Below are 15,856 nucleotides of genomic sequence, written 5' to 3' on the forward strand. Positions count from 1 at the left end.
ACGTCCTACACCGCCTGCGCCGTCAGTTGGCGCAATAATCTATCCATCGCTCGGTAGCCCAACGCCTCGGCAAGGTGGCGACGCTCAATCGCTTCGCACCCGGCCAGATCGGCAATGGTCCGCGCTACCTTGATGATCCGGTGGTAAGCCCTGATAGACAAGCCGAGCTGATGCAGGGCCGTTTCGAGGAATTCGGCGTCTTGCCGCTCGAGCTTGCAGAACTTATCCAACTCACGGGTCCCCAGCAGGGCATTAACCCGACCGCTGCGCTGTAGCATGTTCTCACGCGCCTCCAGCACCCTCGTGCGGATAACCGTGCTGGGCTCGCCCCGATCGCCCCCATCAGCCAAGGTTCCTCTCGGCAAAGCCGGGATCTCAATCGACATATCAAAGCGGTCCAGCAACGGTCCCGACAACCGGCTGAGGTAGCGCAATATGGCCTGGGGATTGGTCCGCGACTGGTTGCCCTCATAAAAACCGGTCGGACTCGGGTTCAGCGCACCAATCAGCTGGAACCGGGCCGGGAAAGTGGTCTTGCTGGTGGCACGGGAGATCACTATTTCACCGGACTCCAGCGGCTCACGCATCGAGTCCAGCACCTTGCGCTCAAACTCAGGCATCTCATCAAGGAACAAAATACCGTTGTGGGCGAGGGAGATCTCACCAGGGCGGGGCACCGAACCGCCCCCGACCAAAGCCGCCATCGAGCTGGAATGATGGGGAGTACGGAAGGGCCGCCGGCGCCAGTTCCCCTCATGGATATGCTGCTGGGTCAGCGAGGCCACTGCCGCGGTTTCCATCGCCTCCTCAATGGACATCGCTGGCAACAAATCACACAATCTCGAAGCCAGCATGGTTTTCCCGGTCCCGGGCGGACCAAGAAACAGTAAGTTATGGCCACCAGCAGCCGCAATCTCCAGTGCTCGCTTGCCCTGTTGCTGGCCGATAATATCTTGCATATCCCGCTCTGGTGCCACACTCTCTGCCACGTCGAGGATGGGTGACTGTGCCAGGGCGAGCTCACCTTGCCCATGCAAATAGGTACAGACAGCCAATAAGCTCGGTGCTGATTTATGGCAGTCTTTACCGACCAACGCGACCTGATCACCATTACCATCTGGCACCACCAAACATCGCGTGGCCTGCCCAGCAGCCAAGGCTGCGGGCAGGGCACCTTTGACTGGGCGCAACTCTCCGGACAGCGCCAACTCTCCTAAAAATTCGAAGTTATGTAGCTTATTGGCCGGTATTTGCTCCGAAGCGGCGAGGATCCCAAGCGCGATAGGTAAATCGAACCGGCCCCCTTCCTTGGGTAAATCTGCCGGTGCCAAGTTGACCGTAATACGCCGGGACGGAAACTCGAACCCGGCATTGACGATGGCACTGCGCACCCTGTCCTTGGCTTCCTTAACACTGGTTTCCGGCAGGCCAACCAAGGTTAAGGCAGGCATGCCATTGCTGATATGCACCTCTACGGTGACAGCTGGAGCCTCTACCCCGACGCTGGCACGGCTGTGAATAATGGCAAGGTTCATCTGTAGTCATCCTGCTGTTATTTCAAACAAAAAAGTTAAATATTTTCATCAAATACGTTTCATCAATAGCCTATTTATGCAGTCTAATTGCAAATTAATTTTAACTTTTTTCTTGTCATGCGAGCGATGTCTGTGTTACCACTAGGTAAACACAACGTCTAAACATAAAAACCGGACAGACAGTCAATGCAATTTATGGCCAACGCCCTCCTACTCATTATCAACGTCATCGTGGTGCTAATTTCACTACGAGGGGGACGGGCAGGCGTAAATTAGCTGACAAGCACAACAAACGCAGAGAAGCCCCCTAAGCCAACAGGCCAGGGGGCTTTTTTTTGGACTATCTAATGAAATATGCTGATTAAACCAACAATCAATCAGCATGTCGCAGGCAAGGAAACAAGGGAGAGCAGCGATGACGGGAGCAGAGTTAGTCGTAGCGGCGCTGCAGAAGCAGGGGATCAAAACAATATTTGGCTATCCAGGTGGTGCCATCATGCCCATCTATGATGCCCTCTATGACGGTGGCGTCGAGCACATCCTGTGCCGCCACGAACAAGGCGCCGCCATGGCCGCCATCGGTATGGCCAGAGCAACACAGGACGTGGCAGTATGCATGGCTACATCAGGTCCCGGCGCCACTAACCTGATGACAGGGCTGGCCGATGCCTTCCTCGATTCAGTGCCGATTGTCGCTATCACAGGGCAAGTTGCCAGTTCGCACATCGGCACCGATGCCTTCCAGGAGATGGATGTGATCGGCATGTCGCTGGCCTGTGCCAAGCACAGCTATCTGGTAACAGACATCGACGATCTGATCCCGACCCTTGCCGAGGCATTTGAAGTGGCCAAAGCAGGTCGCCCGGGCCCGGTAGTGGTCGACATCGCCAAAGATGTCCAGCTTGGCCAAGCTCCGGATGGGGATTTGACACCGATCACCCCTCCAGTACTACCAGTGGCTACCACCGAGCAGGTAGCTACCGCCCAGCAGCTACTGTCTGAAAGCCAGCGTCCGGTACTGTATGTCGGCGGCGGGGTCCAGTTAGCCAAAGCCACCAACACCGTGCGCACCTTCCTTACCATGAACCCGATGCCGTCGGTCAGCACCCTCAAAGGACTTGGCACGATTGAGCGCCATGACCCACACTACCTGGGCATGCTGGGGATGCACGGTACCAAAACCGCCAACCTGGTGGTGCAGGAGTGTGATCTGCTGATCGTCGTCGGTGCCCGCTTCGATGATCGGGTAACCGGTAAGCTGGATACCTTCGCCCCTCACGCCAAGGTAATCCATATCGATATTGATGCTGCCGAGTTCAACAAATTACGCCATGCCCATGCCCCGTTGCGCGGTGATCTCAATATCATCCTGCCGCAACTGGAACTGAGCCAAGATATCACTGACTGGGTAGATTATGCCGCCAGCTTGCGCCAACAAAACAAATGGCGCTATGACCATCCAGGCGAGTTGATCTATGCCCCGCTGTTAATGAAACAGCTGTCGGACATGATGCCAGACAGTGCCATGATTTCGACCGACGTCGGTCAGCACCAAATGTGGGCAGCCCAGCATATCCAGCCGCGAGAGCCACAAAATTACATCACCTCGGCCGGCCTCGGCACCATGGGCTTCGGCCTACCGGCAGCAATGGGTGCCAAGGTCGCCCGCCCGGATGATGAGTCAATCCTGATCACCGGTGACGGCTCGTTCATGATGAATATCCAGGAGTTGGGTACCCTCAAGCGCCGCCAGATCCCGGTCAAGATGGTACTGATCAACAACCAACGCCTAGGGATGGTGCGCCAATGGCAGTCCCTGTTCTTCGATGGCCGCCACAGCGAAACCATCCTCGATGACAACCCTGACTTTGTGATGCTGGCCCAGGCCTTCGATATTCCAGGCAAAACCATCACCCGCAAGGAAGATGTGGAGCCGGCACTGAAGGAAATGCTGGCTAGCAAGACGGCTTACTTACTCCATGTATTGATCTCTGAAGAAGACAATGTATGGCCCCTCGTACCACCTGGCGCAGCGAATCAAGATATGCTGGAGAATACTTAATGGACAGATATTTACTCGACATCAAAGCGGATGATAAGCCAGTATTACTAGAACGTATCTTGCGTGTGATCCGTCACCGTGGTTTTGTGATAAAACAAGTGAATGCAACCCAAAACCATGAAAGCAAAATCGCCAGTATCGAAATCCTTGTCGACAGCGATCGCCCGATTACGACGCTGATCAACCAAATCGAAAAACTCTGGGATATTCGTACCGTAGAAACCACACTCGTAGCTAATCGAGATTAGATTTTAAGGAAGGAACAAACATGGCCAACACAGCGGATTTTATTTGGTTCAACGGTGAAATGATGCCTTGGGGCGACGCCAAGGTGCACGTGCTAACACATGCCATGCACTACGGTACCTCGGTCTTCGAAGGTATCCGCTGCTATAACACCCCGAAAGGTCCGGCGATCTTCCGTCATAAAGAGCACATGGATCGCCTGAAAAATTCAGCCAAAATCTACCGCTTCCCAATCCCGTACAGCGCCGACGAGCTGATGGAAGTCTGCCGTGAAACATTGCGGGTGAATAAACTCGATTCCGCCTATATCCGCCCTCTCGCCTTTGTCGGCAATGTTGGCCTGGGTGTCTGCCCACCGGTGGACACAGAAATGGATGTCATGGTTGCCGCTTTCCCTTGGGGTTCATACCTAGGTGAAGAAGCGTTGGAAAACGGGGTCGATGCTATGATTTCGAGCTGGAACCGTGCTGCGCCGAATACGATCCCAACCGCGGCCAAAGCCGGCGGTAACTACCTGTCTTCCCTCCTGGTTGGTGGTGAAGCCCGTCGCCACGGCTATGCCGAGGGGATCGCCCTGAGCGTTGACGGCTATCTGTCTGAAGGGGCTGGTGAGAACCTGTTTGTGATCCGCAACGGTATCTTGTCGACACCACCAGCAACCAGTGCCATCTTGCCGGGTATCACCCGCGATACCATCATGATCCTAGCCAAAGAACATGGCTATGAAGTCCGTGAAGAGAATATTGCGCGCGAAGCCCTGTACCTGGCCGATGAAGTTTTCATGACCGGTACCGCAGCCGAAATCGTCCCGGTTCGCAGCGTCGATCAGATCACCGTCGGTGAAGGCAAACGCGGTCCGGTGACCAAGGTACTGCAAGAAGCCTACTTCGGCCTGTTCAACGGCACCACCGAAGACAAGTGGGGTTGGCTTGACTACGTTTACCCTGCCGACCAGTAAAACCCGACTTAGCGGCCGGTGACCAAACCGCACCGGCCATGCAATACAGCAAAAGGATTTTAGTTATGCCCAAGTACCGTTCCGCCACCACCACCCACGGCCGCAATATGGCTGGCGCCCGTGCCTTATGGCGCGCCACCGGCGTAAAAGATGAAGATTTCGGCAAGCCGATCATTGCGGTGGTGAACTCGTTCACCCAATTTGTACCGGGCCACGTCCACCTCAAGGATCTGGGCCAGTTAGTCGCGAAGGAAATTGAAGCGGCGGGCGGTATCGCCAAAGAATTCAATACGATTGCTGTGGATGATGGTATTGCTATGGGCCACGGCGGAATGCTGTACTCACTGCCATCGCGTGAACTTATCGCTGACTCGGTCGAATACATGGTCAACGCCCACTGCGCCGATGCCATGGTGTGTATCTCGAACTGCGACAAAATCACCCCGGGAATGCTGATGGCCTCACTGCGCCTCAATATCCCAGTGATCTTCGTTTCCGGCGGCCCGATGGAAGCCGGCAAGACCAAACTGTCGGATCAGATCCTCAAGCTTGATCTGGTTGATGCGATGATCCAAGGTGCCGATCCTAATGTTTCCGATGAACAGAGCGAGCAGATCGAACGCTCCGCCTGTCCGACCTGCGGTTCATGCTCGGGCATGTTCACCGCTAACTCGATGAACTGCCTGACCGAAGCCCTCGGCCTGAGCCAACCGGGCAATGGCTCGATGCTGGCCACCCACGCAGACCGTGAGCAATTATTCATTAACGCCGGTAAGCGTGTAGTGGAACTCACCAAACGTTACTACGAACAGGATGATGAGAGCGCCTTGCCTCGCAATATTGCGACCAAGCAAGCCTTCGAAAATGCGATGGCCCTCGATATTGCTATGGGCGGCTCGACCAATACCGTACTCCACCTCTTGGCAGCGGCGCAGGAAGGTGAGATTGACTTCACCATGGCAGACATCGATCGCATGTCACGCCGCGTCCCGCACCTATGTAAAGTGGCACCATCAACCCAGAAATACCATATGGAAGATGTCCACCGGGCCGGTGGGGTATACAGCATTCTTGCCGAGCTCGATCGCGCCGATTTATTCCACAATGATTGCTACAACATCCTGGGTGAGCAATTCTCGGAAAGCTTCAAGCATTACGATATCGTTCAGACCGAGTCTGAGGAAGTGAAGACATTCTTCCGTGCCGGACCAGCAGGGATCCGTACCACCCAGGCCTTCTCACAAGACTGCCGCTGGGACAGCCTGGATGATGACCGCGAAAATGGCTGTATCCGCAATAAAGAACATGCCTTCAGCCAAGACGGTGGCCTCGCAGTGCTTTCCGGCAATATGGCACTCGATGGCTGTATCGTGAAAACCGCTGGCGTGGATGAGAGCTGCCTGACCTTTACCGGCCCTGCAGTAGTCTTCGAAAGCCAGGAAACCGCAGTGGAAGGTATCTTGGGCGGTAAAGTGAAAGCCGGCGATGTCGTCGTTATTCGCTACGAAGGGCCGAAAGGCGGCCCAGGTATGCAAGAAATGCTCTACCCAACCACTTACCTCAAATCGATGGGGCTGGGCAAAGAGTGTGCCCTGATCACCGACGGACGATTCTCCGGCGGCACCAGCGGCTTGTCAATCGGCCACGTATCACCGGAAGCAGCCAGTGGCGGCACCATTGGTTTGATTGAAAATGGCGACACCATTGCCATCGATATCCCAAACCGCAGTATCGACCTGCAGGTTGATGACGCAACACTGGCCAGTCGCCGAGAACAAACAGAGCTACGAGGCTGGAAACCATTAGACCGCCAGCGCGAAGTCTCTTTTGCCCTACGTGCCTACGCCAACCTCGCCACCAGCGCCGACCAAGGGGCTGTGCGTGATAAATCGAAACTAGAAGGATAAAGCATGATGAGCGAAGTAACCTTGGCCAAGGATGTAGAGCTGTTAAGCGGAGCCGATTACCTTCGCGATATTCTCCGTGCACCCGTGTATGAGGTGGCGCAAGTCACCCCGCTACAAACGATGGATCGTCTGGCAGCACGGATCGGCAACCAGGTACAGCTTAAGCGAGAAGACCGCCAGCCGGTTCACTCGTTCAAGCTGCGCGGTGCCTACAACATGATGTCCCAGCTTAACGAGGCCCAGCGCCAGGCTGGGGTGATTGCCGCATCGGCAGGTAACCATGCCCAGGGCTTGGCGATGTCAGGCAAGCACCTCGGGGTACAGGCAACGATTGTCATGCCGCGGACCACCCCAGACATCAAGGTGGATGCGGTCCGCAGTTTCGGCGGCAAAGTCGTATTGCACGGCGGTAATTTCGACGAAGCAAAAGCCCATGCCGAAATGCTTGCCAGCCAGCACGGCTATACCTTCATTCCGCCTTTCGATCATCCTTCAGTGATTGCCGGGCAGGGCACGATTGGTGTTGAACTGGTCCAGCAAAATGGTCATCTCGACTATATCTTTGTCCCGGTCGGTGGCGGGGGGATCGCTGCAGGTGTTGCCGTACTTATCAAACAGCTGATGCCACAAATCAAAGTCATCGGGGTCGAGGCCGAGGATTCGGCCTGCCTACGTGCAGCACTGGATGCCGGGGAGCCGGTAACTCTGGATCAAGTCGGTATGTTTGCCGATGGCGTTGCTGTAAAACGGATCGGCGAAGAAACTTTCCGTCTGTGCCAGCAATACCTCGATGATTCCATCACCGTCAGCAGCGATGAAATTTGCTCGGCCGTCAAAGATATCTTCGAGGATACCCGGGCAATCGCCGAGCCTTCAGGTGCCTTGTCCCTGGCCGGGCTGAAGAAGTTTACCGATCGCCATCAACTCAAGGACAAACAATTAGCGGCGGTGCTATCTGGGGCCAACCTCAACTTCCACGGCTTGCGTTACGTATCAGAGCGTTGCGAGCTCGGTGAAAAGCGGGAAGGGTTACTGGCCGTCACTATTCCCGAACGACCGGGGGCGTTTCTCGATTTCTGTCACATCCTCGGTGGCCGTGCGGTTACCGAGTTCAACTACCGCTACAACAACGATAGCCTGGCCAATGTGTTCGTCGGGGTACGCTTGATCCAGGCTCAAGAAGAGCTCGACAACATCATCGCCGATCTACGAAAGGGGGGGTACCCGGTGGTTGATTTGTCCGATGACGAAATGGCCAAGGTCCATGTTCGCTATATGATTGGAGGCCGACCTTCCAAACCATTGAAAGAGCGGCTGTACAGTTTTGAGTTTCCGGAATATCCCGGAGCCCTGCTCAAGTTCCTTAATACCTTAGGCACCCACTGGAATATCAGCCTGTTCAACTACCGCAACCATGGTGCGGATTATGGCAGGGTACTCTGTGGATTTGAGTTGGAAGAGCAAGACTTGTTGTCCTTTACCAGCCACCTGCGAGAGCTCGGCTACAGCTGGAAAGACGAAACAGACAATCCGGCTTACCAGTTTTTCCTAGCCCAGTAAGGGCAAGACACGGATTATCCAATACGATTTGCTAAGCAGCCCCTGTGGCTGCTTTATTTGCCCCGTCGACATCCAAATGCTCAATAATCATCTTGAGCTGATTGACATGGCTAGTTAATAATTGGCTTCGTAGCGGCTCTGATAGTTTCCCGTACAGTGATGAGAGCTGGATTAATTCTGACTTCAGCTGCTCATGCTGCATCTCCGGACGCTGAATATCAAACACAAACCACCCGAGTGGTTGGTCGGTCAGTTCAGCAATCCTCACCAAGGTAGAAATCCTCGGCTCTGTTTTTCCCGACTCGAGATCCAAATATGTTTGTCTGGCAACATCTAGGTGCTTGGCCATCGCCACCTGGGAGATCCCTTTCCATTCCCGCGCATCCTTGATTCTTTTTGCAATCCACGATTTTACCTGTTCCATAGCATCCTCATATATACCCTCCCATCCACAGACCATGCGCTGAACGCCCGGGAGGAATATCTCACTTCCTTAGTGAGTATAATGTCATTCAAGTCATGATTATTAATTAAGGACAATGGTTTACATAACAGGCAAGTTTATAAACTGTGACCCCCTCCCTCTAGTGACCAGCTATCAAGGCACCACGTGCGTCTTTATGTCGGCATATGCCGACACAGATCTGACCACCTGATTACGACTTGTCCCGTTGTGTTAGTGCGCGGGTATACTCCGCCATAAATCCCGCCAAATTAATACTTTGCTGCAAAATGACATTCCTAGCGGAATGGGGGAGTCGACTGAAATACTGCAACAAACGATCAATTTCCTCCTTGTATTCACTTTCCAGTATTTCAATGCCTTCATCACCGTACACGAACCAGGTCAATGGCCGCTCGGTGATCGCCGCAATTTCCGACAGCATCCTCACCTTGGGTTCGGTTTTACCCGTCTCCAAATCCAGATAGGTTTGACGTGCGACCTTAAGTTGCTGGGCCATATGGACCTGGGTCAGGCCTTTCCATTCCCTGGCTTCTTTGATGCGGGCTGCGATTTGGGCTTTCGGATCTGTCATGTCACACCTCCAATACAACACAATGAATAATGCCTAGCTTTCATTACTGGATTGCACAACATAAGCCAACTTGAGATAAATCTAACAATCCACTACATAACAATCATTTACTTATAACCACCGTTCGCATTGTTGTAATTTGGTTTGCAAATAGTAACCAGACTGCCTGACTTTTTTAATTCGCAAAGAAATCATTCAGCCCTGTCAAGATAGTAGACCCTCCCATCTTAGCCCAATAAAAAAGGCACCCGCTTGGGTGCCTTTTCTCATTTTTAAAACAAACTGCTGAGTAATGAGCTAACAGACTGATTTTTTATTCGACTGTTACAGCCTTCGCCAAATTACGCGGCTGATCGACATCGGTCCCTTTGATTAATGCAACATAGTAAGACAGCAACTGCATCGGGATCGTGTAGTAAATCGCAGCGGTGATCTCGCTGACATGTGGCATGGTGATGATCTTCATGGTCTCATCCCCTTCAAAGCCGGCATCAGCATCAGCAAAGACATACAATAGGCCGCCACGGGCACGTACTTCTTCGACGTTTGACTTGAGCTTCTCCAACAAGTCATTGCTCGGTGCCACAACCACCACTGGCATATCCGCATCGATCAGCGCTAGTGGACCGTGCTTGAGCTCACCCGCCGCATAGGCTTCGGCGTGGATGTACGAAATCTCTTTGAGTTTCAGCGAGGCTTCCATCGCAATCGGGTAGAACTCACCACGGCCAAGGAATAGCGTGTGGTGCTTGTCGGCAAAATCAGTGGCCAGTGCTTCGATGTCTTTTTCAAAAGAAAGCGCCGCATTGATCTGCTGTGGTAGGGCATGCAGGGCTTCAACGATCTCTTGCTCTTTCTCTTTGCTAATGCGGTTTTGCTGTTTACCCAATGCCGTTACTAACATCAGCAGGGCTGAAAGCTGAGTGGTAAAAGCTTTGGTCGATGCCACACCGATTTCCACTCCCGCACGGGTCATGAAGGCAAAATCCGATTCACGAACCAGCGAAGAGCCCGCCACATTACAGATAGTCATTGCCGCCATGTAGCCTTTCTCTTTAGCAAGGCGAAGCGCCGCTAGCGTATCGGCCGTTTCACCGGACTGGGACAGAGTGATAAGTAGGCTGTTCGGACGGGTGACAAACTTGCGATAACGGAACTCCGATGCAATTTCCACATCACAGCTAACGCCGGCAATATCTTCGAACCAGTAGCGAGCGGTCATTCCGGCATTGTAAGACGTACCACAGGCCACAATCTGCACATGCTCAACCTGGCTGAGGATCTCTGTCGCGTTCACGCCAATTGCTTCTGTAACCACAGAATCCGCCGTGATACGGCCTTCCATAGTCTTGATCAACGCCGTTGGCTGCTCGTAGATCTCTTTTTGCATAAAGTGGCGGTATTGGCCCTTGTCACCCGCGTCGTGCTCGGCATTGGATTCTGAGATCTCGCGCTCGACGCGCTCACCAACTGAATCGTACACTGTGACATCACGGCGGGTGATTTCTGCTACATCGCCTTCTTCTAAGTACATGAAGCGGCGAGTCACGTTCAACAGAGCAAGCTGATCAGAAGCCAGGAAGTTCTCACCGACACCGAAGCCGATAACAATCGGGCTGCCAGAGCGCGCGACCACAATCCGTGATGGGTCTTTGCGATCCAGGGCAACCGTACCGTAAGCACCTGTCAATTGCTTCGCGGTTTTCTGCACCGCTTCTAGCAGGGTAGCCGAGGTGCGCAGTTCCCATTCCACCATGTGAGCAATCACTTCAGTATCAGTTTGGGACTCGAATACATAACCGCGGGATTGCAGTAGTTCACGCAACTCTTCGTGGTTTTCGATGATGCCATTGTGTACCACGGCAACATCACCTGACATGTGTGGGTGGGCGTTAACTTCAGACGGCTCACCGTGTGTGGCCCAGCGCGTATGAGCTATACCTGTACCACCAACAACATGCTCCTCGCCTACGGCATCAGCCAACTCTTGGACTTTACCCAAACGGCGTACTCGGGTCAGGTTCGACTCACTATCAACAATCGCGACACCGGCTGAATCATAGCCGCGGTACTCAAGGCGGCGTAGCCCTTCAACCAGAATTTCTGCTACATCACGCTGTGCTACCGCACCAACAATTCCACACATAATTTCTTGCTCCTAAATTTATTCCGCTGCCGCGCAAATCACCTGCACGCCATGCTGTTCAATCTGTTGTTTGGCTTCCATGTCCAAGCCGTCATCGGTGATCAATGTACTGATATTCGTCCACGGCAGCTCTAGGTTGGGGATCTTGCGTCCCACCTTGCTCGACTCGACCATCACCACCACTTCGCGTGACACCTCAGCCATCACCCGGCTCAGCCCCACTAGCTCATTGAATGTGGTTGTACCCCGTGCAGTATCTATGCCATCTGCACCAATAAAGAGCTGATCAAAATCATACGAACGCAGCACTGATTCAGCCACTTGACCTTGGAACGCCTCGGAATGCGGGTCCCAAGTGCCCCCGGTCATCAGCAGGGTGGGCTCGTTTTCCAAACTGTTCAGGGCATTGGCAACATTGAGTGAGTTGGTCATCACTATCAGACCATGCTTGTCATTGAGCAGGCTGATCAAGCTGGCGGTGGTACTGCCGCTGTCAATAATGATCCGGTTATGATCACGGATCCGCACAGCCGCCGCCTTGGCAATAGCCAACTTACGAACCGAAACTTGTTCTTCTGGCTCGCTGACCATTTCGGTTGGTATGGAAACCGCACCACCGTACCGCCGTAACAAAAGGCCATTTTTTTCTAATGCAGCCAAATCCTTGCGGACAGTGACTTCGGATGTGGCGAAATGCTTAGCCAGTGTATCAACACTGATTTCGCCCTGTTCATTGACCATAGAGAGAATGGCATGACGACGCTGTTGGGTATTTCGTTTAGTCATTAATTTACGAACTGAAGCCATAAGTTTCGATTTAAAAGGAATACTAGCAGATCAAAACTTTTTTGATCAACCATGTGCAATTAATTTTTTATTCGAAAGAAGAGGGGCGAGAAACTGGAAATATTTTCTGCAGGTATAAAAAAGGCAAGGTCTACACCTTGCCTTTGATCATTTAGAGCAAAGAGTCACTACTTCTTTTCTGGACGCTTCCAGCCTTTGACGGTACGGGCTGGCGCACGGGTGATCACCAACTCACCGTCACCGACATTACGGTTGATCGTCGCACCGGCCCCAATCGTGGCACCTTTACCGACTTTCACAGGGGCAATCAACTGAGTATCAGAGCCTACAAACACGTCATCGGCAATCTCAGTCTTGAACTTGTTGGCACCATCGTAGTTACAGGTAATCGTACCGGCACCAATGTTCACACGATCGCCAATTTCGGCATCACCAAGGTAAGTCAGGTGGTTGGCCTTCGAGCCCTTGCCCAAACGCGACTTCTTCATTTCAACGAAGTTACCAACATGCGAATCACCCACCAACTCGGCACCTGGGCGTAAGCGGGCAAACGGACCGACAGTACAGTCTTCACCGACCGTCGCGCCTTCGATCACGCTGTAAGGACGGATAATCGTATTGTCATCAATTTCACAGTCTTTCAGGATGGAACCTGCACCGATCACCACGTTATTACCCAGCGATACACTGCCTTCGATAATGACATTGGCATCGATTTCGATATCGGTGCCGCACTGCAGTTCACCGCGTAGATCAAAACGGGCCGGATCGCGCAGCATCACACCTTGCTCGAGCAAACGCTCCGCCTGCATGGCTTGGAACGCACGCTCCAACCTGGCCAGCTGAACGCGGTTGTTGACGCCTTCAACTTCGATAGCCCGCACCGGGTGTACCGCTTCCACCGCGCGGCCTTCGTTGTGGGCAATTTCGATGATATCGGTCAGGTAGTATTCCCCCTGGGCGTTATCATTCTTCAATGCTGACAGCCAGCGCTTGAGATCACCACCGTTGGCAACCATCACCCCGGTATTGATTTCCTTGATCAGCTTCTGCTCTTCCGACGCATCTTTCTGCTCGACAATCGCGACCACAGGACCGTTGCGGCGCACGATACGGCCGTAACCGGTCGGATCATCAAGGACCACGGTCAGCAGGGCGATGCCACCATCTGGCTGGGCATCGAGTAGGTTTTCCAGCGTTTCATTACTGATAAGCGGAACATCGCCGTACAGGATAAGCACCTTCTCGTCTTCCGCCAAACCAGGGCAAGCCTGGTTTACTGCATGGCCCGTGCCTAGCTGCTCGGCCTGCAGCACCCAGTTAACTGGCTCTGCGCCCAAGGATGCCTGCATCTGGTCACCACCGTGGCCGTAGACCAGGTGAATATTGTTAGCGCCGAGGCCAGCACAGGTATCAATGACGTGTTTGGCCATAGGCTTTCCCGCCAGTGTGTGCAGTACTTTAGGCAGGTTGGAGTACATGCGGGTTCCCTTTCCCGCGGCGAGAATCACAGCACTGAAGCTCATGAATTAGTCCTCTTGGTGCATATTAAATAAGTTTCCTTGGGGCATTGTATAATGGCAAAGGCAAGGGCGGCAGGAAAAATAGATATTTTTTTACGAGTAATAACTCACTCTTGGCATGCTGGAAGACCACAGCCTGTCATGCCCAAGTGAGCCGGTATAAAAAAAGCGACCCGAGGGTCGCTTTTTTGGCCTTGCTGATAATTAGCGGGCTTTCTTGGTCAACTCGATGACTCGAAGCTGAGCAATCGCTTTCGCCAAATCACTGGCTGCCTGAGCGAAGTCGATATCACCATGCTGGTTATGGATACGCTCCTCAGCTTGGCGTTTCGCTTCTGCCGCTTTCGCTGCGTCCAGATCTTCACCGCGGATAGCGGTGTCTGCCAACACGGTCACCGTGCCCGGCTGAACCTCCAGCATGCCACCAGAGAGGTAGATCACCTCTTCTTCACCATGCTGTTTGGTAATACGGACCATACCTGGCGTTATAGCGGTCAGCAGCGGAGTGTGTCCTGCGTGAATACCCAGTTCACCTTCGCTACCGGTCACCTGAATGTCTTCAGCACGGCCAGAGAACAAACGTTTCTCTGCGCTTACTACGTCCAGATGGAAGGTTATCGCTGCCATGTCGCCTCCTAGTCAGCTTAAAGCTTCTTCGCGTTTTCCAACACGTCTTCAATCGCACCACAGTACATAAATGCCTGCTCTGGGATATCGTCGTATTCGCCCGCTAGAATGCCTTTGAAACTACGCAATGTCTCTTTCAGAGATACGTAGATGCCAGGGTCACCAGTAAAGACTTCTGCAACGTGGTAAGGCTGAGTTAGGAAACGCTCAATCTTACGTGCACGAGATACAGCTTGCTTATCTTCTTCAGATAGCTCGTCCATACCTAGGATTGCAATGATGTCTTTTAGCTCTTTATAACGCTGTAGCAAGCTCTGAACGCCACGAGCAATGTCGTAGTGCTCTTGGCCAACCACTAGAGGATCAAGCATACGAGATGTTGAATCTAGTGGGTCGATCGCAGGGTATAGACCAAGCGATGCGATTTGACGAGAAAGTACAACCGTTGCATCCAAGTGAGCAAACGTCGTTGCTGGCGATGGATCCGTCAAGTCATCCGCAGGGACGTAAACGGCCTGAACAGATGTGATAGAGCCTGACTTGGTGGATGTGATACGTTCCTGAAGAACACCCATCTCTTCTGCAAGCGTTGGCTGGTAACCTACCGCAGATGGCATACGACCCAGTAGTGCCGATACCTCTGTACCCGCAAGGGTGTAACGGTAGATGTTATCGATGAACAATAGGACATCACGGCCTTCGTCACGGAAGCGCTCAGCCATTGTTAGACCAGTCAGTGCAACACGTAGACGGTTACCCGGTGGCTCGTTCATCTGACCGTAAACCATCGCTACTTTCGATTCTTCAGGCTTCTCAACGTTTACAACGCCCGCTTCCTGCATCTCAAAGTAGAAATCGTTACCTTCACGCGTACGCTCACCAACACCGGCAAATACAGACAGGCCAGAGTGCTGTAGGGCGATATTGTTGATAAGTTCCATCATGTTGACGGTCTTACCAACACCGGCACCACCGAATAGACCGATTTTACCACCCTTCGCGAATGGACAAATCAGGTCGATTACTTTAACACCGGTTTCTAGCAGTGCGGTTTCGTTTGATTGCTCTTCGTAGCTAGGTGCTTCACGGTGGATAGAGTAGCGCTCTTTCTCACCGATCTCACCACACTCATCAATTGGCTGACCCAGAACGTTCATGATACGTCCTAGAGTTGCAGTACCAACTGGAACTTCAATTGGGCGGCCTGTATTTTCAACAGACAAACCACGACGCAAGCCATCAGAAGTACCCATAGCGATACCACGAACAACACCACCACCAAGCTGCTGCTGAACTTCCAGTACTAGCGTACCGTTTTCTTTCGCATCAACGTGTAGGGCGTCGTATACCTGTGGTACAGAGTCCTGTGGAAACTCTACGTCGACTACCGCACCGATGATCTGTACGATCTTACCTGTAGCCATCGTTAATCCTCTAAACTTATTAAT

Annotated in this window: 13 protein-coding genes; 5 read left to right on the plus strand and 8 right to left on the minus strand. The window is 52.9% G+C overall.

The annotated features are described in order from the left end of the window. Nucleotides 1-5: 5 nt before the first annotated feature. Nucleotides 6-1,535, minus strand: coding sequence for a YifB family Mg chelatase-like AAA ATPase (locus C9I99_RS24750; RefSeq protein ID WP_107351504.1), 1,530 nt, complete (start codon nucleotides 1,533-1,535; stop codon nucleotides 6-8). Between the two features lie 415 nt (nucleotides 1,536-1,950). Here C9I99_RS24750 and ilvG point away from each other — a divergent pair, with 415 nt between their 5' ends. The 5 genes from ilvG to ilvA all read left to right on the plus strand — a co-directional run bounded on the left by ilvG (nucleotide 1,951) and on the right by ilvA (nucleotide 8,268). Beyond that, nucleotides 1,951-3,597: an acetolactate synthase 2 catalytic subunit gene (gene ilvG, locus C9I99_RS24755; protein ID WP_107351505.1), complete on the plus strand. Its 1,647-nt coding sequence runs from the start codon at nucleotides 1,951-1,953 to the stop codon at nucleotides 3,595-3,597. Beyond that, nucleotides 3,597-3,845 carry an acetolactate synthase 2 small subunit gene (ilvM, locus tag C9I99_RS24760; RefSeq protein WP_039468244.1) on the plus strand — a complete coding sequence of 83 codons (249 nt, stop codon included), beginning with the start codon at nucleotides 3,597-3,599 and terminating at the stop codon, nucleotides 3,843-3,845. The genes ilvG and ilvM overlap by 1 nt, the downstream gene beginning before the upstream one ends. Before the next feature lie 20 nt (nucleotides 3,846-3,865). Next, complete coding sequence (gene ilvE, locus C9I99_RS24765) at nucleotides 3,866-4,801, plus strand: branched-chain-amino-acid transaminase (RefSeq protein WP_107351506.1); 936 nt, start codon at nucleotides 3,866-3,868, stop codon at nucleotides 4,799-4,801. Between the two features lie 65 nt (nucleotides 4,802-4,866). After that, nucleotides 4,867-6,708: a dihydroxy-acid dehydratase gene (gene ilvD / locus C9I99_RS24770; protein ID WP_107351507.1), complete on the plus strand. Its 1,842-nt coding sequence runs from the start codon at nucleotides 4,867-4,869 to the stop codon at nucleotides 6,706-6,708. 6 nt (nucleotides 6,709-6,714) lie between these two features. Next, nucleotides 6,715-8,268: a threonine ammonia-lyase, biosynthetic gene (gene ilvA, locus C9I99_RS24775; RefSeq protein ID WP_107351552.1), complete on the plus strand. Its 1,554-nt coding sequence runs from the start codon at nucleotides 6,715-6,717 to the stop codon at nucleotides 8,266-8,268. Between the two features lie 31 nt (nucleotides 8,269-8,299). Here ilvA and C9I99_RS24780 read toward each other — a convergent pair whose 3' ends face one another. The 7 genes from C9I99_RS24780 to atpD all read right to left on the minus strand — a co-directional run bounded on the left by C9I99_RS24780 (nucleotide 8,300) and on the right by atpD (nucleotide 15,832). Further along, a complete protein-coding gene (locus C9I99_RS24780) occupies nucleotides 8,300-8,692 on the minus strand; it encodes a helix-turn-helix transcriptional regulator (protein WP_107351553.1) in 393 nt (130 codons plus the stop codon). A gap of 232 nt (nucleotides 8,693-8,924) precedes the next feature. Continuing rightward, a complete protein-coding gene (locus C9I99_RS24785; protein ID WP_107351508.1) occupies nucleotides 8,925-9,305 on the minus strand; it encodes a helix-turn-helix transcriptional regulator in 381 nt (126 codons plus the stop codon). Between the two features lie 313 nt (nucleotides 9,306-9,618). Then, entirely contained in the window at nucleotides 9,619-11,451 is a 1,833-nt protein-coding gene (glmS, locus tag C9I99_RS24790; RefSeq protein ID WP_107351509.1) for a glutamine--fructose-6-phosphate transaminase (isomerizing), read from the minus strand. 18 nt (nucleotides 11,452-11,469) lie between these two features. After that, nucleotides 11,470-12,237 carry a DeoR/GlpR family DNA-binding transcription regulator gene (locus C9I99_RS24795; RefSeq protein ID WP_107351554.1) on the minus strand — a complete coding sequence of 256 codons (768 nt, stop codon included), beginning with the start codon at nucleotides 12,235-12,237 and terminating at the stop codon, nucleotides 11,470-11,472. 188 nt (nucleotides 12,238-12,425) lie between these two features. Beyond that, a complete protein-coding gene (gene glmU, locus C9I99_RS24800) occupies nucleotides 12,426-13,784 on the minus strand; it encodes a bifunctional UDP-N-acetylglucosamine diphosphorylase/glucosamine-1-phosphate N-acetyltransferase GlmU (protein WP_107351510.1) in 1,359 nt (452 codons plus the stop codon). 201 nt (nucleotides 13,785-13,985) lie between these two features. Continuing rightward, entirely contained in the window at nucleotides 13,986-14,408 is a 423-nt protein-coding gene (locus tag C9I99_RS24805; RefSeq protein ID WP_107351511.1) for a F0F1 ATP synthase subunit epsilon, read from the minus strand. Nucleotides 14,409-14,425: 17 nt separating this feature from the next. Then, on the minus strand, nucleotides 14,426-15,832 hold the full coding sequence (gene atpD / locus C9I99_RS24810) for a F0F1 ATP synthase subunit beta (RefSeq protein WP_107351512.1): 1,407 nt from the start codon (nucleotides 15,830-15,832) through the stop codon (nucleotides 14,426-14,428). Nucleotides 15,833-15,856: the final 24 nt, after the last annotated feature.

The organism is Photobacterium lutimaris (assembly GCF_003025555.1).
Classification (GTDB): Bacteria; Pseudomonadota; Gammaproteobacteria; order Enterobacterales; family Vibrionaceae; genus Photobacterium; species Photobacterium lutimaris.